General features: G+C 68.5%; 21 protein-coding genes and 1 pseudogene. 10 read left to right on the top strand and 12 right to left on the bottom strand.

Features of this window, described 5'->3' with window-relative positions:
- Positions 1 to 200: 200 nt before the first annotated feature.
- From EEJ42_RS07385 to EEJ42_RS07375, 3 genes are all read right to left on the bottom strand, one after another.
- The gene (locus EEJ42_RS07385; protein WP_123099167.1) at positions 201 to 1145 is read right to left on the bottom strand and encodes a hypothetical protein; all 945 of its coding nucleotides are present in this window, start codon (positions 1143 to 1145) and stop codon (positions 201 to 203) included.
- A 37-nt stretch (positions 1146 to 1182) separates the two neighbouring features.
- On the bottom strand, positions 1183 to 2076 hold the full coding sequence (locus EEJ42_RS07380) for a hypothetical protein (protein WP_123099166.1): 894 nt from the start codon (positions 2074 to 2076) through the stop codon (positions 1183 to 1185).
- Positions 2077 to 2569: 493 nt separating this feature from the next.
- Entirely contained in the window at positions 2570 to 3553 is a 984-nt protein-coding gene (locus EEJ42_RS07375; RefSeq protein WP_123099165.1) for an ATP-dependent DNA ligase, read from the bottom strand.
- Positions 3554 to 3813: 260 nt separating this feature from the next.
- Between EEJ42_RS07375 and EEJ42_RS07370 the strand changes: the two genes are divergently transcribed.
- From EEJ42_RS07370 to EEJ42_RS07360, 3 genes are all read left to right on the top strand, one after another.
- On the top strand, positions 3814 to 4008 hold the full coding sequence (locus tag EEJ42_RS07370) for a hypothetical protein (protein WP_123099164.1): 195 nt from the start codon (positions 3814 to 3816) through the stop codon (positions 4006 to 4008).
- Positions 4005 to 4373, top strand: a complete 369-nt coding sequence (locus EEJ42_RS07365) for a hypothetical protein (protein ID WP_123099163.1) — start codon at positions 4005 to 4007, stop codon at positions 4371 to 4373. The genes EEJ42_RS07370 and EEJ42_RS07365 overlap by 4 nt, the downstream gene beginning before the upstream one ends.
- 553 nt (positions 4374 to 4926) lie before the next feature.
- Positions 4927 to 5964, top strand: coding sequence for a hypothetical protein (locus tag EEJ42_RS07360; protein ID WP_123099162.1), 1038 nt, complete (start codon positions 4927 to 4929; stop codon positions 5962 to 5964).
- Positions 5965 to 6863: 899 nt separating this feature from the next.
- Here EEJ42_RS07360 and EEJ42_RS07355 read toward each other — a convergent pair.
- On the bottom strand, positions 6864 to 7163 hold the full coding sequence (locus EEJ42_RS07355; RefSeq protein ID WP_123099161.1) for a hypothetical protein: 300 nt from the start codon (positions 7161 to 7163) through the stop codon (positions 6864 to 6866).
- 144 nt (positions 7164 to 7307) lie between these two features.
- Between EEJ42_RS07355 and EEJ42_RS07350 the strand changes: the two genes are divergently transcribed.
- Together EEJ42_RS07350 and EEJ42_RS51700 are read left to right on the top strand one after the other, a co-directional pair.
- A complete protein-coding gene (locus EEJ42_RS07350) occupies positions 7308 to 7703 on the top strand; it encodes a hypothetical protein (protein ID WP_123099160.1) in 396 nt (131 codons plus the stop codon).
- A 365-nt stretch (positions 7704 to 8068) separates the two neighbouring features.
- Positions 8069 to 8509, top strand: coding sequence for an SEC-C metal-binding domain-containing protein (locus EEJ42_RS51700; RefSeq protein ID WP_221179334.1), 441 nt, complete (start codon positions 8069 to 8071; stop codon positions 8507 to 8509).
- Positions 8510 to 8714: 205 nt separating this feature from the next.
- On the opposite strand, the gene EEJ42_RS07335 is transcribed toward EEJ42_RS51700, so the two are convergent.
- The 3 genes from EEJ42_RS07335 to EEJ42_RS07325 all read right to left on the bottom strand — a co-directional run bounded on the left by EEJ42_RS07335 (position 8715) and on the right by EEJ42_RS07325 (position 10970).
- Complete coding sequence (locus EEJ42_RS07335; RefSeq protein ID WP_123099159.1) at positions 8715 to 9635, bottom strand: hypothetical protein; 921 nt, start codon at positions 9633 to 9635, stop codon at positions 8715 to 8717.
- Positions 9636 to 9774: 139 nt separating this feature from the next.
- Positions 9775 to 10047, bottom strand: coding sequence for a hypothetical protein (locus EEJ42_RS07330; RefSeq protein WP_148081878.1), 273 nt, complete (start codon positions 10045 to 10047; stop codon positions 9775 to 9777).
- Positions 10048 to 10271: 224 nt separating this feature from the next.
- Entirely contained in the window at positions 10272 to 10970 is a 699-nt protein-coding gene (locus EEJ42_RS07325) for an HAD family hydrolase (RefSeq protein WP_246096193.1), read from the bottom strand.
- Positions 10971 to 10979: 9 nt separating this feature from the next.
- On the opposite strand from EEJ42_RS07325, the gene EEJ42_RS53770 reads away from it, so the two are divergent.
- Both EEJ42_RS53770 and EEJ42_RS50200 read left to right on the top strand, forming a co-directional pair.
- A complete protein-coding gene (locus EEJ42_RS53770; RefSeq protein WP_281291411.1) occupies positions 10980 to 11105 on the top strand; it encodes a hypothetical protein in 126 nt (41 codons plus the stop codon).
- A complete protein-coding gene (locus EEJ42_RS50200) occupies positions 11102 to 11368 on the top strand; it encodes a hypothetical protein (protein WP_148081877.1) in 267 nt (88 codons plus the stop codon). The genes EEJ42_RS53770 and EEJ42_RS50200 overlap by 4 nt, the downstream gene beginning before the upstream one ends.
- Before the next feature lie 280 nt (positions 11369 to 11648).
- On the opposite strand, the gene EEJ42_RS07320 is transcribed toward EEJ42_RS50200, so the two are convergent.
- From EEJ42_RS07320 to EEJ42_RS54550, 3 genes are all read right to left on the bottom strand, one after another.
- Positions 11649 to 12044 carry a hypothetical protein gene (locus EEJ42_RS07320; protein WP_123099156.1) on the bottom strand — a complete coding sequence of 132 codons (396 nt, stop codon included), beginning with the start codon at positions 12042 to 12044 and terminating at the stop codon, positions 11649 to 11651.
- Positions 12045 to 12520: 476 nt separating this feature from the next.
- On the bottom strand, positions 12521 to 14041 hold the full coding sequence (locus tag EEJ42_RS07315; protein ID WP_148081876.1) for a hypothetical protein: 1521 nt from the start codon (positions 14039 to 14041) through the stop codon (positions 12521 to 12523).
- On the bottom strand, positions 13986 to 14519 hold the full coding sequence (locus tag EEJ42_RS54550) for a helix-turn-helix domain-containing protein (RefSeq protein WP_425472855.1): 534 nt from the start codon (positions 14517 to 14519) through the stop codon (positions 13986 to 13988). The genes EEJ42_RS07315 and EEJ42_RS54550 overlap by 56 nt, the downstream gene beginning before the upstream one ends.
- 406 nt (positions 14520 to 14925) lie before the next feature.
- Between EEJ42_RS54550 and EEJ42_RS07305 the strand changes: the two genes are divergently transcribed.
- The 3 genes from EEJ42_RS07305 (at position 14926) to EEJ42_RS07295 (ending at position 17746) form a co-directional block, all read left to right on the top strand.
- Entirely contained in the window at positions 14926 to 15450 is a 525-nt protein-coding gene (locus EEJ42_RS07305; RefSeq protein ID WP_123099154.1) for a helix-turn-helix domain-containing protein, read from the top strand.
- Between the two features lie 344 nt (positions 15451 to 15794).
- Positions 15795 to 16814: an SEC-C domain-containing protein gene (locus EEJ42_RS07300; protein WP_123099153.1), complete on the top strand. Its 1020-nt coding sequence runs from the start codon at positions 15795 to 15797 to the stop codon at positions 16812 to 16814.
- A 545-nt stretch (positions 16815 to 17359) separates the two neighbouring features.
- Positions 17360 to 17746, top strand: a complete 387-nt coding sequence (locus tag EEJ42_RS07295) for a hypothetical protein (RefSeq protein WP_246096191.1) — start codon at positions 17360 to 17362, stop codon at positions 17744 to 17746.
- A 21-nt stretch (positions 17747 to 17767) separates the two neighbouring features.
- Here EEJ42_RS07295 and istB read toward each other — a convergent pair.
- Both istB and EEJ42_RS50690 read right to left on the bottom strand, forming a co-directional pair.
- A pseudogene (gene istB / locus EEJ42_RS54180) lies at positions 17768 to 18534 on the bottom strand (IS21-like element helper ATPase IstB).
- 261 nt (positions 18535 to 18795) lie between these two features.
- Positions 18796 to 19403 (bottom strand): hypothetical protein (locus tag EEJ42_RS50690; protein ID WP_221179333.1); only part of this gene is annotated, 608 nt, incomplete at its 5' end.

The raw sequence follows: 19403 nt of genomic DNA, 5'->3' as shown, positions 1-19403 counted from the left end.
GCCTGTCCATCGACGTAGCCGTCTACTGGCAGCGACTGTCGGCTGGCGGCTGGATGGCTTACGCCGCCAGCCTCAGCAGCCGCACCAACGCGAAGGCCGAATCACCGCGGGCCCCCTCTCGGCCCCGGCTTGGGAAGGACTGATGCGGCTCTAGCCGTGCACCTCATGCATGACGGGCCACCTGTTCACCGGCCTCGTGTTCAGCGTGGAACGATCAGCGGATCGCCCGTCGCGGGGCTCTTGGCTCGATGTGGGTCGGTGAGCAGTTTCTGCATCGCCCATTGGGCTTGCCAGCGTGCGGCGGCCGTACTCGGGGCGCGACCGCCTTTGTAGTGCACGTTCGAGCCGTCCGCGTGTTGCCAGCTGATCGACCATCGCCACAACGCGATGGTTGGGGCCTGGCTCCACAATGGGCGTCCGTCGAACGGTATCGGGTCGATCTTGGCCCACACCAGCAGGTCGGTTCCCGGCACGGGCACTCGCGCGCTAGCACAGGCATGGTCGACTCCGGGGACCTGCCACAAGAGAGCGGCAGGCAGCGCGTCCACCGCCGACAACTGCGCCGCGAACACGATCAGGTCGGCGACGTCCCACACCAGGGCAAGCGTAAGCGCGGCACGCTGCAGCGGCGGCCAGTCGCCCGGGGCGTCCAGCAGCAGCACGTCCACGGCGTGGCCGATTCGGTCTTCGTGCAGCCGGTCCTCGACCTCCAGCTCCGCCATCGACCGAGCCGAAAAATCACGGCTACCGGCTGCCGCCTCCTCCACCAGTTCCAGTGCTAGAGCAACCATGTCGTGGTCCACGGACAGCGCGATCCCCAACTCCCGCAGCTGCTCCGGCGCCAACTGCCCCAGCAGGTCCTGCAGGCCGCCGGCCACCGCCGCGTTTACCGCGCTCAGCCGGGGCAACTCGAGCATGTCACTCGTCGGGTGGCCCCACACATGGGCTACCTTCCACAGCCCCAGCAGCTCCCGTACATCGTCCACGCCCTCCAGCCGCTCGGTGAAGTCCAGCGCCGCGTCGATCACAGCGAGGGCGGCCGTGTTCTGCTCGGCGCCGGGGCGACCGGCGAACCGGCACAACGCCGCCGACCGGCGGTCGACCGGCCCCAGCACCAGGCTGGCATTCTCGAACCTCTGCGTCATCGCGCCCTCTCCAGTCACGGTCACCGGGCCGCCACGGTCACCGGGGGGCCATTCCCTTGTCTCCTTGCTTGGCCGTCACCGGCTGGTGGTCGCCCAGCTCGATGAGTGCGGCGACCGGCACGCGCTGGTCGGCCCCGTGGTACAGGTCGGGGTGTTCGTCGGCGTAGTACCGCAGTTCTGCCCGCATCTCATCCGGGGTGCGTCCGAGGGCTTCGGCGGCCTCGGCCCATGTGGAGCCGAGGGTGAGTGCCTGGTGGATGTGGCGGCCGCGGCTGGCCAGGATTTCGCGGCGGATCGACTCGCCCGTGGCGAGTACGGAGCGCGCGTCGGCGGCGGTGCCGCGCCAGAGGTTCTCGTTCTGGGGGGTGCGCGGCAGCCCGTTGTTGGCGAGCACGCTGGCGTACACGACCACCTTGGTGGCCCGCCAGGACAGCGGGGCCTCGTCCGCCTCGTCGGGGCGGCGGATCTCCCGGCCGAGGAACTCCTCGCGCATCGCGTCGCCCTCCTGCCCGGCGCGCCTCTTCCACTCGGCGTAGGCGGGGCTGTTGAGCACATGCGTCGTCGGGTCGAACTCAGAGTCCCTGGCAGAGGTGGTGGCGTGGCTGACGAGCCGCCAGCGGCCCTCGTCGTACCCCTCGGTGCCCTGCCACGCCCATACGGTGAAGATCACGCGGTTCCAGGCGCGTGCCTTCTCCTGGATCCGTTCGGGCTCTCCGTCGTCGTAGCGGAAGGGCAGACGCAGGTCATCGAGCTGGGCGTCGGCGGCCGTCCGCAGGGCCCGGGCGGCGCGGGCCTCGGGGGAGCCGGCGTCGTGGCAGTCCTGGAGCTCGCGCAGCCGTGCTTCGAGGAACGCCGAGAGGGCGTCGACGTCTGCCTCAGTGAGGTCGGCGGCGGTGAAAGGGGCTTCGGCGGGCAGCGTGGCATCGGTCATGCGGCGGGTTCCCTCCCTGGATCCGTGGCGATCAATCGGCCTCGCTGACGTCACCAGTAGGCGGGGAGCCGCGAGGGGGGTTTTCACCAGAGCCTAAGGGCCACCAGACGTCCGTTGTCGCGGCACCGCTCGCGGTTCCCGGCGGCGATCAGGCAGCGGACCGCGGGTCCCGCCCCGGCCCACAGGCGTGCGAACGCGGGCGGAGATGCGGCAAATCGACGAACAGGCCAGTCGACAGTCTCCGCCGTTCACCGTGCCGCGCTGTCAGGGCGCTCCACGCCGGTCAGGGGTCGGGAAACCGTCGCCACTCGTCGTCCGCACGCTGCGCGAGGGTCGGCTCGTGAGGAGACTGGCTTGGCCGCCGGTTAATCGAAGGCACGTCTGCGGCCCTCCGTCTGGGAACCGCAGGCACCGGCAGGATGTCCGCCGCTCCCACCGCGGAACACCGACCACGCCGTGTCAACCACGACTGCGGTCGGCACCACCGCTCTCCTCAGTTCCCCACCGCCCCTGCCTCGAAGCGTGAGACGTCCTCGGGGGTGAGGTCGGGGCGGGCCCGGCGCCATCGTGCCGGATGCCGCCACCGTCCGGCGCTGTCCCGGGCAACGTCGACGCCGACCTCCACGACCAGCTCCGGTCGCACGAGGGTGACCTGCAGCGGCTCGCGGGATCCCCACCCGGCGGAGAACGTCCAGCCGGTCCAGGAATGCTCGTCGCCGGCGGGGACCAGCAGCTGGCCGACGTTCCGGCCTGCGGCCTGCGGGAGAGTAGTGCTGCGCCCGACGTACCGAAGATGTCCACCGGCGTCGTAGCGCCCGAGCAGCAGCGTGCGCGGTGCGGCCAAGGAGCCGGTGAACGCTGCGGCGATCGCTTCTTCGGTCTCGCGCACCCTGTACTTCCGCCACCCGCGCACCGACGGCTCGTAGGGGCTGTCCAACTTTTTGAAGACGACTCCTTCCAGCCCGGTAGAGGTCCAGGTCAGCCACTCACGGACGGTGCGCGGGTCGGTGGTCGACGGGCACAGCGTCCACGGCGCGGTCAGCTGCTGCTCGGCGAACAGATCCACCAGCGCGGCCCGGCGCCGCCGGTACGGCCACCGGGCCGTGGCCGTACCCGTGAGTCGCAGCAGATCGAAGGCGACGAAGTGAGCCGGCCACTGCGCAGCCAGCCGGGCCGCCCCCGTACCGCGCCGATGCAACCGGCCCTGAAGGCGCTCGAACGCCAGGCGCCCGGACTCCCACACGACCAGCTCTCCGTCCAGGGCGGTTGCGTCCGGCAGCTGGGTGCTGGCGGACCGGATCTCAGGGAAGGCCGGGACCAGGTCGGTGCCCTTGCGTGAGCGGAGCACGATCCGCCCGGCATCCACCGACAGCAGGGCTCGCCACCCGTCCCACTTCGGCTCTGCGGCCCAGCCCTGCGGCAGGACCGGGTCGGGCACGGTGACGGCGAGCATCGGTTCCGGCGGCGTCCAGGTCATGCACCGATCCCTTCCACCCAGGCAGACCACCAGCACCGGGGCCCACCCGCACACCCCCGTCTAGCCGCCCGGGTCGTCACGCGGAGCGGCACCCTGTCTCGCCGAACCATCACCGTGGCCGCCCTCGACACCTTCGCCCAGGTCCTCACCGCGCACCTGAGCCAGGACGCGCTCGAGACCGACTGAAGCCGCGCCCCCGCACCACCGGAACGCGAGAGGATCTACCCCTCTAACGTCCTGACTTGAAAGGAACGTGCCACATGGCCGACCATGACGCCCGCATCGACGCCGTCAAGCAGCAGCTTCCCTCAGTGCAGCAACTGTTCGCCAACTGGCCGACGGCGCTGCCTCAGCTGCTCGGCGCCGCCTATGCCGACGCGGACCTGTACGAGACCAGCGGGTTCGACGACCCGCGGCTGGTGCTGTACACCGGGGTCAGCCTGGGGCGTCGGTGACCGTGGGCTGGTGTCTGTTCGGCGCCTCCGGGAACGTCCAGCCCGGCCACAGCACGCTGCCTTACGCCGCTCGGGAGGCCCTCACCGATCCCAACGCGGCACGCGCCCTCCAGTTGCTGGCGGTGGACCACCGGGAGACCGAAGAAGCGGCCATCGAGGCGCTCGCGGCCCCCGGAGCGGTCCCTGCCCTGGTCGACCTCGCCGCCGCAGCTCATCAGGACCACGAAGGGCGCTCCGTGCCGTTGCGGGTCGAGGTGGGCACCGAGATCTACGCATACCACCCGGGACCTGTCCGCCTGGGCGCCGTCATCGTCGACGTCGTGTGCGTCGGCAGCCCCATCTGGATCGCCTCCGCAACCACTTGACCCCGGCCTGCGATGTGTCGGCTTCGTGTCAGTGAGAGCGTGTCAGTGATGGTCGGGCGGGAGAACCGTGTTCTTGCTGGTTGTCGGCTCGTGGCCGGAGGGCTTGCCACTGACATGGCGGTGATACTTCGTGGCCTCGCGGCGGTCATGGGGTGGTACATCCCCAGATGGAGCACTGCCACGAAGGCGGCACATCGCAAGGCCGGGACGCCGCCCGGCAGGACCTCACGGTGATGGTCTGCATGCGGCTGTCAGCGGCTGATCTTCATCGTGGTGTCAGTGGAAAGACCGGCATGGGCAGGTAAGAGGGACTGATGCTCTCTGCCGATCAAGCGTGTCACTGGTGACGAAAGCCCGGGTCAACTTTGCGCAGATCATCACCGGGCGGTCGCCACAGTCTGTGCTGCTCTCGCAGAGAGCGGGGGGCAGATGACACCCCGCGCGCGCATGGCCATCGCTTCGGGCCGTGCCCGGTCGCGGCGGCTGACAGGATGAGTGGCTGACGTGGACTGACCGTGATGCGTCACTGACCCGGTTCGGAGGAGGTACAAGGGTGGGCAAGGCCAGTAGGAAGCGCCGGGAGGCACGGCAGCAGCAGGCCGGGAAACGGCAGGGCAATCCGGGATCGAAGCTGTACCGCGAAATTCCGCGGCCGGTCATCGAGGCATGCGAAGACGTGCTCACCGCCTACACCAGCGGCCGGGCCCTCGCTCGTGATCTCGGGCTCCTGAACGACTGGCCCGCGATGATCTACGCTGAGGCCGCCGCTCTCGAAGCTGTGGACATCCTGACTGCCAGCTGCGGCCACAGTGGGGACCTGCTGTTCGCCGAACTCCTCGACGATCCCACGTTCGCCCGCCTCGCCCCGGCCATGCTCCCCCTCCTTCGGTTCCTCCGCGGCCGCAGAGCAGGCCAGAACCCGACCCTCCTCCTGGACCCGGACACCCCGGCTCCGGCGCTCACACTTCTGCTCCTGGCGGGGCAAGCCCTGCTGTCCGCCTCAGACGGCCGGCCGGGTACTCCTGCGGCGGAAACCACGCTGCGCGAATGCCTGCGCCGCCTGGCTGACAGCCCCCTCGACGGCCGTACCTCTGTCGGTGACCTGGCTTTCGGCCTGACCGAACGGGAACAAGAGCAGGCTGACGACGAGGTGTTCATCCGCGATCAGGCCCGCAGGATTTGCAGCGAGACCTTGCCCGTACGCCGCGTGCTGGCTCCCGCAGACCGTCCGGCCCTCCTCGTGCTGGACCTGACTACTCGCCCGGACACCGAGGATCTGCTGCGTATCCTCGACACCGAAATGCCAGCTGACGGAGCCGACACCGTCACCCGCTGGCGGGCCCTCGCCGGGGGGAACGTCATCCGCCTGGACGTCGAATGGCTTGAGCCGGTCCGTTCCTCGCTTGCAGTGCTCCTGGACGCTGACGAGCACCGGACCGTGCTAGAGAAGATAGCAGCGGAGGGACGCGTCGACCTGACGGCCACCGACCCGGCGGACAGTCTCGACAGCCTTTTCGCCCTCACCCGGGTTACCACCAGTGGGGAGTCCCTGTCCGATGTGCTCAGCCGAGCAGGAATCCACCGCGCCTGATGTCTCGTTCGCCGACCGGGCGACGGCACCGCGGCGGACCGGGTGAGCCCGGGAAGGGTGGACGGTGTCCGGGCGTCTGGACACTGATGGTGTGCATGTGGCTGCCAGCGACTGATCGTCATTGGGAAGTTCTTTAACCTGGCGGCTGCCCTGGTCGGTATGATTCCAGGTGCTGTCACGCATACCCAATGCTTCGGCACGTCCCTGCGGGCAGAGAGCATGGCTGATCGGGACTGCACACGCTGCTGCGGCGTGTGTCGGCCGCACCTCAGCGCGATGCTCACTTTTCAGCTCTTCCTTCCAACCGCTGCAGGGCGATAAGGGTCTTCTCGCGGCGGACGGTTTTGCCCACGTCATAGCGGGGTGCCCGGTGTCTGTTCGCGGTGCCGGGCGGTCGTCCGGGGCCGGGCCCGTGGGGGCCTCGTTGGGCCGGTATGGGTGCGGAGATTGAGCGGGTGCGGGCGAAGTTGAGGAGCACGTACGGTCGGTGCGGTCACGGCCTCGGGGCGCATGACAAACCTGACCCTGAGCGGGGTGTGGGGCACTGGCCGCCGCAGGCGTGTTACGTGAAGCGGGGCTGCGCGTGCGTCGTGTTCATTCCGGCTGACGAGTGCTGCGAGCCGAAGGTCAGGGACGTGCTGATGCGGCGCTTGGCCATCCGAGTGCCCTGACGGTGTGGGTGCGCGGGTTCCCGGCTTCGTGAGGTGAATCTGTGGGGCGTGAGCATCCGTAGCGAGCACCCGGTGGGTCCGGACCAGGTCTATGCGGCACTGGTGGCGATGGGAGCCGCGCCCGTACTCGATCCGGAGTTGCGGCCGCAGGGGCCGCAAGACGAGGACCGCCGACGAGGGGCTTGAGCGAAACGGTGCACGGAAGTGGTGAGCCGATGGCGGCTGGTGCTACTGGTCGGTCTGCGGCCTGAACTGGAGCTGCTGTTGGGCATCTTCTCGCAGGTGCTGCTTTACGTGTTCCGGTACAGGCTCGCCGTTACGGGCGGCGCGAAGCATGTCCACGGTATCGTTGCGTAGCCGTTCCAACTTTGCGCGAGTGTGGCACCAGTCGGCGATGACCTGCTCGGCCCCCACAGGAGTTAAGCGGCCGCCACTGGTCTCGACGAGCGCTGCAACCGCAGCGTCGATGGACATTTCCTCGGCATCGACCGCGCGGCCGTAAAACTCAATGTCATCGATAAGTGCCACAGTTCATTCTCCTACAGGTGTGCCCGTGAGGTCATGTGCTGTCAGGGATACGCGTTCCCAAGGCGGGACGATCGCGTTCTGTCGGCCACTGGTCTACCGCCTCTGAACTGCTAGGAATGACTTCCGTGCAAGCCCCGCCGACGATTGCTCGGTGTCCTGCTGGCCAAGACCGAGTTGGAGGTCACGGCCGCGACCCGGTTGGGGAGCGACCGGGACGAAGCTGAAGTGCTGCTGGGCTGGACCGAGCAGGTGGGACCGGACTCCGGTCTGTCGGCCAATGTGCTGGTCAACCGTCTGCAGCGCACGGGGGTGCAGCTCATGGGGCTCGATGAGGAGGAGACTCCTGTGGGCCGGATGGCATCGTCCATGGCCGTGGTGGCCGCGGCTGACACGTTCAGCGCGCACCTTCATGTCCAGGACGGTGACGTGGAAGGCGTCCGGCGAGCGCTCGGCCGGGCTGAGGCGGCCGTGATCGAGGTCCAGCAGAGGATGCACGACCTCCGCGTCATCATCGGCGACGCGGAGGAAGAGGAGAGGTAAGGGAACCAGTCAGACGTCGGCCGTCACTGATTTCCTCGGCCAGCTCGGGGTCGCCTAGCCGCTGGTCTGTGCCGCTGATCCGCATGGCGCCCCCTCCGACGGGTACATCACGGGCAGGTCCACTCAGCGAGGTGTCGGCGTTTGAACACCGACAGGGCTCACCGGCACCGACCCCCTCGCCATCCGGGCCGCCTCGACACACTCGCCGAGGCCCTCACCCGCACCTGAGCCAGGGCGGGTTTCGGACTTCATCCTCACGTTGGCCGGCTTCTCCCACGACGTGGCTAACTGGCTGCGCCCTCGTGGAGTAGGGGGGCGTCGGCGGGCCGGAACTTGGCCAGGCACAGCCCGCACAGCAGCGGCCCTTGCTCGAAGAAGAACGGGGTGACCTGCTGGCGGCGAGGGACAGGGGTGCACTCGCAGACGATTGCGAAGCGGGTGCCGGAGCGGCCACCGCGCGGTGGGGCGACGGCCTGGACGGTGGCCTGGAGCTGGACGGCGGCCGCGGCGTCGAGCGCTGCGATCAAACCTATGCGGCCGGACTGCAGCGCACCGCACACCGGTGGAGCACGAGCGGCGCGGTCCGGGTCCGTATGGTCACCGGCACGCTCGCCGACTACGACGCCTACACCCAGCACAGCGGCGAGGACCCCGGCGATCCGGAAACCCGCACCCGCTACGCCTCGTGGCGCGCCCGCGAGTTCGGGCAGGAGACGCTGTTCTGGCCACCTGCACGTAATGGCACATGTTGGTGTGAATCGGGCCGAAAATACAAAAAATGCTGCGGGGAACCCGTGCGGAACTGACCGGCCCGCCGCCACCGACCTCAAAGGGCTCGCCAATCGAGACAGGCAGTGTGCCGCGGCCGCCCGGAAGACGGGATGATGGTGTGCATGTGGCTGTCAGCGACTGATCGTCATCGGGGTGTCAGTGGAAAGATCGGCATGAGCAGGGAAGGGGGACTGACGCCTGCGCTCCCACTCCCATGCGGGCGCGGGCGTTGAGCGCCGCCTAGCTGATCACGAAGGGAATCAGGGCCACTTCCACATCCCACGGCGTCGACGAGGGGGACCTCAGCACGAACTTGTACTGGCGACTGTCGTCATCGGGAACGGCGGCGGAAACGCAGCGGGGGTGCTCGGACAGCACCTGAGCAGCCTTTGCCACGATCTCCTCCGGCCGGGCCGCGCGGATGAACAGCGGAAGCACCGCGAAGCGGTCGTAGCGAGTCAGGTAGCCGAAGAGCTGGTCGACGGCGTCGGGGAACCTCTTGGAGCCGGGCCAGATCTTGCACTCACCCACCAGGACGTTGCGGTCCCCGATCCGCAGCAGAAGATCGGTCTTGCCCGCACCATTCAGGCTCTCCGCAGTGCAGCGACCCGCGAACGCTGCGCCGAGCGCGACCAGGAGGACGTCGCGGATGGCCTCCTCGCCTTTGTCGCGGGTGACGGAGGGGAGGCGTTCTATCTGATTGCGGGCATGTCGCAGCACACCGAGAGCTTCGGCGTAGAGCTGGTCGTCGGCCATCTCGTGGTCGGGCCGACTCTCTCCAGCCTTTTGGATGCGCAGGCCCTCGGTGATCTGGTAGCCGTCGTATTCGAACTCGCGGCGGACCCCTTCGAGTCTCTTCGCCCACCGTTGCTGGGGCGTCTCGCCCTCGGGGCTGTAGGAATTCTCCACCACGGTGCGGTAGGCGCGGAGCATCCTCTCGAACACGCCCAAGGCGCGGGCGACCTGTTCGGGATCGCTCCAGGTGATGTGGTCGGCGTAGGAGGAGAAGAGGTTCTTGCCCTGGGCGCCAGAGGTGTCCTTCGGGGGACCGGGGGTGAAGCCGCTGCCGTCCCCGCAGGGTTGGAGGCGGGAGGGGCCGAGCTGGGCGCTGATCTCCCGCATGCAGGTGCGGGTCGGGCCACTGACTAGGTCTGTTGCCATAAGGGTTGAGGTTAGCGACCTCGTGGTGGGTCGTGTCCGGTTTCCGTCCAGGAGCCAGGCAGCCTTCTCGGGCTAGCCGTTGCCGGTCAGCAGCCACTAGTGCAAGGGCCGAAGCCATCGTCATCGTCGACTTCGTCCTTCAGGGCCGGGCATCGGCCGGAGCGACCTGCTGGAGTTCGAGGAGCTGGACTTCGAGTGCGGGGCCGTCGTCAGGACGACGCCGTACGCAGGCTGTCCGTGCCGGCGGGACCCGCCGTGCAGAGGCCATCCAGCCGGACCTGGAGTTAAGCGCGGCAACGATCTCCTCGTTGGTCGGGTGCCGGGCGTCGGGAAGCCAGAGCACGATCATCTGCGCACGCCTGCGCGCCAGGTCCCACCACAGCGCCGGGGGATCGGCCAGTTCCATCACCACGTGCACAGCCCCTTCGTGCTCGTGGCCCGGCTTGTCGAGCGTCAGGACAACGTCGCCGCTGATGTCGTCCCGCCAGAAACTCCACGGCCCGGTGGTCGGCGCCTCGGAGGTAAGCGGCGTGAGCGAGGTGTACTGGGGGAACGCGTCGATCTCGTCTTGCCCGGTGATGACTCGCGTGAAAGTGGCCAGGCGGTTCGCATGAAAGTGTCCAGACCACCCTGTGGTCAGCAGAGTTGCGCTGCCGCGAGGACCGGTAGCAGGCCAGCGGGGCGGCGGTCAGGCGGCTGTGGGGAGACCAGCACGGTGCGGATACCCAGCGGCTCACCCCCGGAATCTGCGCGCGGACTGTCGCCGACCATCAAGGTCCTGGCCGGGTCGACGCCCAGGCGCTCGCAGGCTATGGCGAACAATGCCGGATCCGGCTTGCGGACACCCTCCTCGTAGGAGCACACGACTGTGCCCAGGTACGGAAGCAGCCCGGCGGAATCGAGCGGCACACGGATGTCCCATCCGATGTTGCTCACGACGCCGCAGGCCACCCCGGCTGTGGTCAGCCGCTTCAGGACATGGACCGCATCCGGGTACCGCTGCCACCCATCGGCAGCCATGTGCCGACGGTAGAGGGCCTGCGCTGCCTGGGGCCACGGAAGCCCGGCCCGCTCCAGGAGACCCCGATAGACAGCCTCATGGATCTCCGGACCCAGCGCGCGGTGCCGCCACGCTGCGAGCTGGTCCGGCGTCAGATCACGGCGTGGCGTCGCCGGACCAGGGAAACCTGCGTGGGCGGCCTTCGCCGCCCACGCGGCCTGCTCTTCCGCCCTCACCCGTACTCCGGCCTCGGCCAAGCCCCTCGCCAACCAACGGCCCGCCGGCTCGGGGGCCATGAGCGTCCAGGCGAAGTCCCACAGGACCGCCGCCACCATCTTCGCCACTTGGCCAGCCTAATCGTCGAAGCTGTACAGGCCCTGACCCATCTCGCCCGGGCCCGCAACGTCGCGGTGCTGGTCGTCCTGGACACCGACGACGGCGACCTGCTCGCGCACTCGACGCCGACGTGACCGTGACCTTGACCAACACGTGGGGAGGCCGACGCGCCCAGATCGCGGAGCGGGACCTGGGAGAGGTGGCCGAGGCGGGATACGAGGCCGACCTCGCCCGTGCCCGGCTGACCGACCTGCCCCCGCCCCCGTTCAGCCCCTCCCGTGCGTACGGGGACGAGGAGGGCAGGCAGGCGATGGCCCGCCTCGTGGAAGCGGCCTGCCGTTGTCGCGGTTCGGAATCCCCGCGAGTACGCATTGGCCCGAACTCGCCGGTTTCCTGAGCCTGTTCGCCCGGGACGCCGCCGTCCTCCTCGCGGGGGCACAGGGGCGTTGCGTGCCCGCCGCCGCGCCGGCAACGGCGACCACCTGAGCAGGAAGCCGAGCTCAGCTCCAGAGCGCCGGGCACGCAAGGCACCCGCGAGACGGCCCAGCGGCGGCCAGGCCCATGCCGCGCCCCGCAAGTGCTAGGCATGCGTGCAGCTGCCGGACGGCGGCTCCGATCCGGGCCGTGCGGGCCTGCGCCACAGATCGGCGGCCGCACTCCGCCGGATGGCTGTGGTCTCAGATTCCGCGTTGCGCGCGTTGGACGACCAAGGCGTCCCATTCCTCGCGCGAGATCACCCGGTCGCCTTCTTTGAGGAAAATGTACCGTTCGCCGCATTCCAGTTTGATCAGTTCGCCGCTGTCGACAGTGATCTGCTCGCCGGGGGCTCCGGGGTGGGTGTGCTTGGCGGCGAGGTCGCGTACGACCGCGACCGGCACGAAAATGCGGGCGATGAACTCGTGGTCCACGGTGAAGACCAGGGGTTCGGCGTGAGCCCCGGGCACAGTGCACTGCGCCGCGTGTTCCTGCTCCGCGGCGCTGACCAGTTCCCCGAGTCTGGTGGTGTAGGTGGCGCGGATCTCCGCGTAATCCGGTGCCTCGTCGGATGTGAACGGGTCATCGAAATCCATCATGGCTCTCCCAAAGGTCGATAGGGCATGGCGATGCCCGGCCGCGTGAATGCGGCGGGACCCCTTGGGGGACGATGAGGGCGGAGCCATCAGGCACCCGCAGTGTGATCACCGTAGCAGTGACGGCACACGCCGGACCCGGGTTCCAAGACATCGGCGCGCCGCGACCTGCCCGCCCCTGATGGTGTGCATGTGGCTGTCAGCGACTGATCGTCATCGGGGTGTCAGTGAAAAAACGGCATGAGCAGGGAAGGGGGACTGACGCTTTCTGCCGATCACGCCGCTCACCGGTGACGAACGCCCGGGCCAACATTGCGCAGCCCATCATTGACAGCACCGGATACCGCAGGCTAAGCGGCTCGGGCACACGCCCCGTACGGCGACTCCTCGACCGGGGCGAGCACGCGGCGAGTCGTACGGCCGCGGGCGCCAGAAGTGATTCAACGCGACGGCGCGAGTTGCACCGAATGCAACTTCCCTCAGGGCTGCGGCAGTGCGTGCGTCAGCGCGGTGATCAGGCCGTGATGGGCCGCCTCGACTCCCCCCGGAGCGCAGCCCGTGCAGAAGGTGTGGCCGCTGCGGGTGACGACCAACCCCCAGGCTTGAGCTGCGTGGACGCTGTCTCCGTGACTCTCCGGTGCGTGCACGATGATGCCTTCGACCGGCTGGAAGAAGGCGGCGCCTGAGATCCGGTCGGCCAGTTGGGCGGAAGAGGTGAACTGCCAGTTGTTTCCGTCGGTATACGGGCTGCCGAGGCCCTGGCTCGGCAGCCGCTCCAACAGCGCTGACGTGCCGGAGAAGTCCTCCAGCGTGAGCGTGATCGCCCACAGCCGTGCCGCGTCCTGCTCCGCAGGCGACCACACGGGGTCCAACATGTCGTGGGCGTCGTTCAGGTCGTGTTCGACCTGGTAGCGCACAGCGGCAGAGTCCACGAGCCGCCCGTTCTGCTCGACAATCAGAGCCTGCTGCTCCGCCCGGGCCCTCTTCCGCGTCATGTAATCCAGTTGCTGTGGGCGCAGCAGGATGGCGGCTTCTGCTGGTTCCTCCTCTACGTCGCCGGAGTTGTCGCAGTGGCGCCGCCATGCGGCCTCCCGCTCGACGATGCCGGTCGCCAGGTCGGCCAGCGCCGCACGCTCCGCCTCATCCGCGCCGAAAGGCGGCGGGTCTTCGCGGGCAGGAAGCCCGCCGGCCACGGCATCGACCACCCAGCCAGGAGGTGATGGCAGCCTCGGCCCGAGATTGGTGAACGGCGTGAACCATGCCTCGGGGCGAAGGTCATCGCTGCCGTGAATGCCATTGGTAGAGGGCTGCAGGCTGTAGGTCGCATCCGGGTCGTAGGCCATCAACGCCGGACTGTTCCAGGCGATGGCCCTCAGCGCCCTACCGATCCGAAGGTCCGCAGTATGAGGTGACCAGTCTTCGCCAAGCCCTACGGATTCCGCAGCCTCGGATTCGTCCATGTCGTCTATCAGCTCGGGAGCCGCGGTCACCGCGAGAGCGAGCGCCACTGTCGAGGCGTGGCAGATCGGGACGAATTCGGTATCGGCTCGAAGCTGCTGGGCCACCTGCTCAAGAACCCCGGCGAACCGCAGCCGCCAGGCGGCGTCCATCCCGTCGCACACCCGCGGCAGCCGCAGAAGCACACCGTCCCGCTCGTCGGCGTAGTAGGCGTAGGGCTGGTCTCCGAGGTGCACGGCGGCCGTGTACAGATCCCACGCCAGCTGCTGTGCCGCCACCGAAGCCAGTGCCCGCAGGTCCGCGACGAGCGCCGGCCCCAGTTCAGGACCCTCTGCCGGCCTCTGCGGGTGGGCGCACTCGCGCGCCCGGCGATCGTCCCTCGCCCAGCCGCCGACCTTCGCCAGGACGTCCAGCACCATCTCCCGCACGGGGCGAGCGGCATTCACCTCTCGGACCAGATTCGCCGCGAGCCCCCGCACCGCGTCCTCATCGAGGTAGGAGCGCAGGGCCCACGATTCGCTGATATGCAGTGCGGCCGCCACCACCCGGACCTGGTGGCGTAGCACGTGACCGGCCTGCCCGGGAACAAGGTCGACCCCACGTCGGCGGCACTCGTCTTCCAAGAGGCCAGCCAGGCGCTGGACACGGGACACGCTGGGAGTCACGTCGGCACTCTATCTGTGCCGCTGCGGCCTTTCCGGCCAGGCCCGGGAGGCCGGCGGGGTTCTTCAGGCGCTGTCGCGAGGGCGACGTGGCGCGCCTCAGATCTCCGAGGGGAATGTCCAAGGCATGGGAGAGCGCGTGCCAGGTGGTGATGTACCCGGTGGAACGCCCCTGCTCGAGAGCAACCACACTGCTGCGGGACACACCGCTGCGGCTCGCGAGAGCGTCCAAAGTCCAACCGCGAGCCCTTCGTTGCCGCACCAGCTCGACGCGCAGAGCATCAAGATCGGGGGCACTGGGACCGCAACAGGGCGCTTCATCTGACCCGACGGGTGTTATGCCGTCCTCGTCGGTCACGCTTTCGCTCCCGAGCGCCACGATTCCGCCGTCCTCGCCATGCTTCCCGAAACCAGCCCTGGACCAGACCGCCAGGCATAACCCCGATGTACAACGCCGCGCAGGGGCATAAGGACACGGCCGGATGGCGACGAGATGCGGGGAGCGCCGGGGTGCTTCTGGGCCAGCTCCGGCCCGACTCGGTCGGCAGCTCACTCGGGCGCGGTGGCGGTGGCTTCCCCGTGGTGAGCGGAGCGCTGCCGCTTGACCCAGTGCGGATCGCGGACGAGTGCCGTTGCTCACCTCCCGACCATCCGCCCGAAGGCGGCCTGCTCGCCGAGAGAGGGGGCCAGGGAGTCGAGGGAATCAGCGCCCGGGCAAGACCAACGCGTCACACCGCCGTGACTTTCGGTGCGTTGATCCTCCCATGCCGCGGAGCAACAACGACAAGGTCCCCTGTCACTATGTGCGACAGGGAACTTGGCCCTTTGCCGTCCTGGAAGACGATGCCCCGGTCAGCGCACACCGCTGCCAGGAACTGGCTCAAAACCTTGCCCACGCCATGGCGAAGGCCGGCCACAGACTCAGGCCGCTGGCCAACAGCTCGGGCGTCCACCACACGACAATCGCCCGTCTGCTGCAGGGGAAGGTGCTGCCGGATATCGGCACCCTCGCGCGACTTGAGGATGCCTTGGACCACCGGCTGTGGCCGATGCCGCACGACAGACACCGACCGACCGCTGAACGCCCCGCCGCGGGACAAAGGGCTGCCGCCAGCAGTGGAACGGATGCGATGGTGGGACTTCACCCTGATGACCTTCAGCGTCTTCCGGATGCCGAGTACATCGCTTTCCTTAACGCCCTGGGCAGCGCCTTCCAGGCTCTGACCAAGGACCCCAGGAGCTGCCTCGCCCGTGCCCGCAGTGTTCTCGGGGGAGGCGTAAAGCCGTGAGGGCGGGACTCCCATCACGCTGTGCGCAGGATCTTGAACCCGGCTCGCAGGACCGCCCGCTGCTCCTCGGGAACCACCCGTGGCGGGATCGGGGAGACAGACGTTGCCCCTGGCAGAGGGTGAAGCCGCCCTTCTTCCAGGCTGCGGCGATGCTTCGGGCACAGGGCTTCACCCGTGGCGACGTCACCCAGCCCGCTCCCCGGGGGCGGCAAACAGCTAATTGCCCCTGGAAACCGGACCTTCCAGGGCCTGCGGCCGTGATCCGCTGAGGTCCTCGACCACCGCCGGGTGAACAACGCCAATCCGCCTCCTGCCAGCGCCATGCCGCTACTAGCGTCGTTTCCATGACTGGTTCTTCTGCGCACGGCGACAACACGTCACCGTATGACACGTTCCTCGCCAGGCTCGGCCGTAAGGCGTCCGCGGCCGAGTGTGAGCAGTGGGCGCGCGACCACGACAGCGACCTGGACGTCCCCCGTGCCCTGATCCACGCCGGATGGGAGCGATCGCAGGCGGGCGCCCACGCGCAGGCACTCGCGCTGTTGCGCCGCGCCCTGGAACGTGGCGGAGAGCAAACCCGCAACGCCCAGGTCGGCATCATCGAGCAGCTGTACACGCTGGGCCGCACCAGCGAGGGCCACACGGCGCGGGACGCGCTGCGCGCCGAGCTGGATGCCGCGACACCCCCGGATCTGTGGATCTACAACGAGATGGTGGAGCTGCTGTCGGAGGTGACCGACGCGCAGCCACAGGCAGCACTGGAGTGGTGTGAGGCCGCCCTGGCGCGCGCCGAGGCCGAGGAGTGCGGCGAGGACGCTGCCGACCACCGGCAGGGTCTGCTGATCAATCGCAGCGTGGTCCGTGAACAGCTCGGTCTCGAACCCGACGAGCTGGACCAGGCCGTCGAGGCCGAAGCGGACAGGGATGCGCTGGAGGTCCTCGGCCAGCTCCGGGACAGGCTGGACGCCCCGCTCTCCGACGACGGGCCGGTTGACGGTGTGGTGCTGCGTTGGACACGCGTGGACTTTCCCATGGCCCGTCGGCGCTGGCCGGAGACAACGGTCGAATATGGGGACGACTACGAAACCTACGCAGCCAAACTGCAGCGCACCGCACAGAGGTGGAGTACAAGCGGCGCAGTCCGGGTCCGTATGGTCACCAGCACCCTCGCCGACTACGACGCCTACGTCCAGCACAGCGGCGAGAACCCCGGCGATCCGGAAACCCGCATCCGCTACGCCTCGTGGCGCGCCCGCGAGTTCGAGCAGGAGACGCTGTTCTGGCCACCTGCACGTAATGGACCGTGCTGGTGTGAATCGGGGCGAAAATACAAAAAATGTTGCGGGGACCCCGCACGGAACTGACCGCGCACGTCCAGAAGAACCGCGCGGGCGCGGCTGGGGCGGTATTCGCCGAGCATGCCCAGGGCCGTCCGGCGCAGCCGGGCGGCCAGGGTCCGTGATTCCCGGGCGCGGCTGAAGAGGTCGAGCTGGTTGTCCCGGATACTCGTGCTCAGGCGGTCACCCAACTCCTCGGTGCTGGAACGGAAATCGGCCTCGGACGGATACCGCAGCGCGCTCGCCAGGACGCTGGGCCACTGCTTGTCCTCGCAGCTGTGATGGCCAGCCTCTTCCGCTGTGAGCCGCTCTGCGGAGGGGACGATGAACACCACGACCCGCTGGCGTACCGGGGCATCCAGTCTGCGCTTGGTGATGGTCTCCAGCACGGGCATGAACGGGGCGTTGTTCAGGACGCCGCCGTCCATGACGCAACTGGCACGGTTGTTGTGGACGAGTCTGGGCAGGTGTCGGCGTACTCGCGAAAGTGCTCAGGTAGGTACGGATGAATGTGCTCAGCCGGATGTTCGTCTGTGGGCTCGCGAGAGGTGGGCGCGTGCGACGATCGTGGTGTGGAGAGTTCTGATCCTTCGTTCCGTCGGCGCCTGTTGATCGAGTCGCTGACCGTGTTGGCGGCCGACGCCGAGGCCCAGGTGGCCTGGCTGGTGAGGCATGCGGTGATGACGGACGAAATCGCCCTGGACTTCGATCACGCATTCCGCATGGCCTGGTCCTTGGTGGAGGAGGGGCAAGTCGATCGCGGAGTCATGGCTGACCTGCAGGAGCTCGACGCGATCATCAGTGGTATGAGCGGCGGGGACAACGCTGATCGATGGACAAGGCATGCGCTGTCCACCGATGAGGGGTGGGCCCTGGCCCGGCGGTTGGCCCGCCGGGTTCTCGTTGAGGAGCTGGGTGAGTGGCAGCAGCCCCTTCCGGAGATCACGGTTATCCGGTGAAAGGCTCCGTGTTCCTGCTGGTCAGGCCGCTTGGGTGTCTCGTTCGATGGCGGCGAGGCGGGTTTTGAGCCGGTAGCCGGGGCCGTTGATCGAGATCACGTCGCAGTGGTGGAGAAGCCGGTCGAGGATCGCAGTGGCGAGCACTTCGTCGCTGAAGACCTGGCCCCATTCATCTGAAGGTCTTGTTCGAGGTCAGGATGATCGAGCCCTTCTCATGGCGCTTGGAGATCACCTGGAAGACGTGGTTTGCCTCGGCTCGTTCCAAGGGCTGGTAGCCGACCTCGTCCACCACCAGGACGCTCGGGCGGAGGTAGGTGCCGAGTTTGCTGGTCAGGCGGCCTGCGGCTTCGGTGGCCGTGAGGTTGCGGACCATGTCGTCGAGGCTGGTGAAGTAGATCGAGTAGCCGGCCCGACATGCCGCGACGGCGAGGGCGACGGCGATGTGGGTCTTGCCGACTCCGGGCGGGCCGAGCAGGGCGGCGTTCGCTTTGGCCTCGACAAACGACAGGGTGGCCAAGTCCTTGACCCTGCGTGGGTCGAGGTCGGGCTGGAAGGAGAAGTCGTAGTCGTCCAGCGTCTTGTGGTGCGGGAGTTTCGACAGCCGCAGGCCCTGGCGGAAGCGACGGTCGTCGCGGACGGCCAGTTCTCGGAAAGTACGAGGTCGAGGAAGTCGAGGTAGCCCATTTTGGCTTCGTCAGCCCGCTGAGCGTGATTGAGAGCCTTAGCCAAGTGGGGAGGCCGAGTTTCGCGGCCGTGGTGCGGATGCGGTTGCCGGTCAGCTCGCTCAAAGCAGTTCCTTCGTCGCTTGGTCGGTGAAGGGGCGGGTGCCGGTCAGTTCGTCATAGACCGACAGCGGGCGTCGGCCGGGGAGCGTCCCATCGCACCAGATGACCGCCTCCCGAGCGCGTATACGACCCTGACGACAGGTGGGTCGGTGTTGTGCGATGCGCTCCTGGCCAACCGCCACAGCCGCCCCTGCGCCGTGCGGATTCCGCGCACGCCGTCGTCCCACCCTGTACTGACAACCCAGGGACGGCGAACGGCGGCCGTCATCGGCCAGGTGCACCTCTGCTCTCGTGCTGTTTCCTGGGCCGGGCGCCGGGCGGCAGGGGCCCGGGCCGGTAGGAGGCGTGGACACCGGCCACTGCCTGCTGCCAGGCGGCCCGGGCGGCTGGGTCATCGCCCGACTGCCGGGCCATGCGCCAGTAGTGCGGGTGCGGCAACCCGGTGCCGGTGGTGATCAGGGCGGCCAGGGGCCGCGAAGAGCGGGAGCGGGCGGACGCGGCCTCAAGGGCTCGGAACTGCCGCTCCTCGCTGAGCTCGTCCAGCCCTTTGACCTGCGCGCACAGCTGATCCCAGGGGAGGGTCTTGCCGAGCCGGGCTGCGTGTTCGAGAACGTCGCGCGCGGCGTCGGCCACCAGGTCGGGATCGGTGGGCCGTACGGACGCAATGCCCTCGCGGCGCGCGGGTTTCGGTGTGCGCTGCACCGCGGCCGCGGCCTGGGGCGGCGATGACACCGGCGCCGCCGTCGCTTTCCCGGGCTCCGACGCGCTCTGCGGGGCGCTGTTCTTCCAGGCGGTGATCTTTCTGCGCTGTCCTCCGGTCAGCCAGGGCTCGGCCTGGCGGGCTTTCTCCGCCAGGCGGGCGACCAAGCGTT

It is taken from the genome of Streptomyces botrytidirepellens, from assembly GCF_003721215.1.
Lineage (GTDB): Bacteria > Actinomycetota > Actinomycetes > Streptomycetales > Streptomycetaceae > Streptomyces > Streptomyces himastatinicus.
The sequence above is the reverse complement of the archived record's forward strand: the minus strand, read 5'-3'. Positions and strand labels throughout refer to the sequence as shown.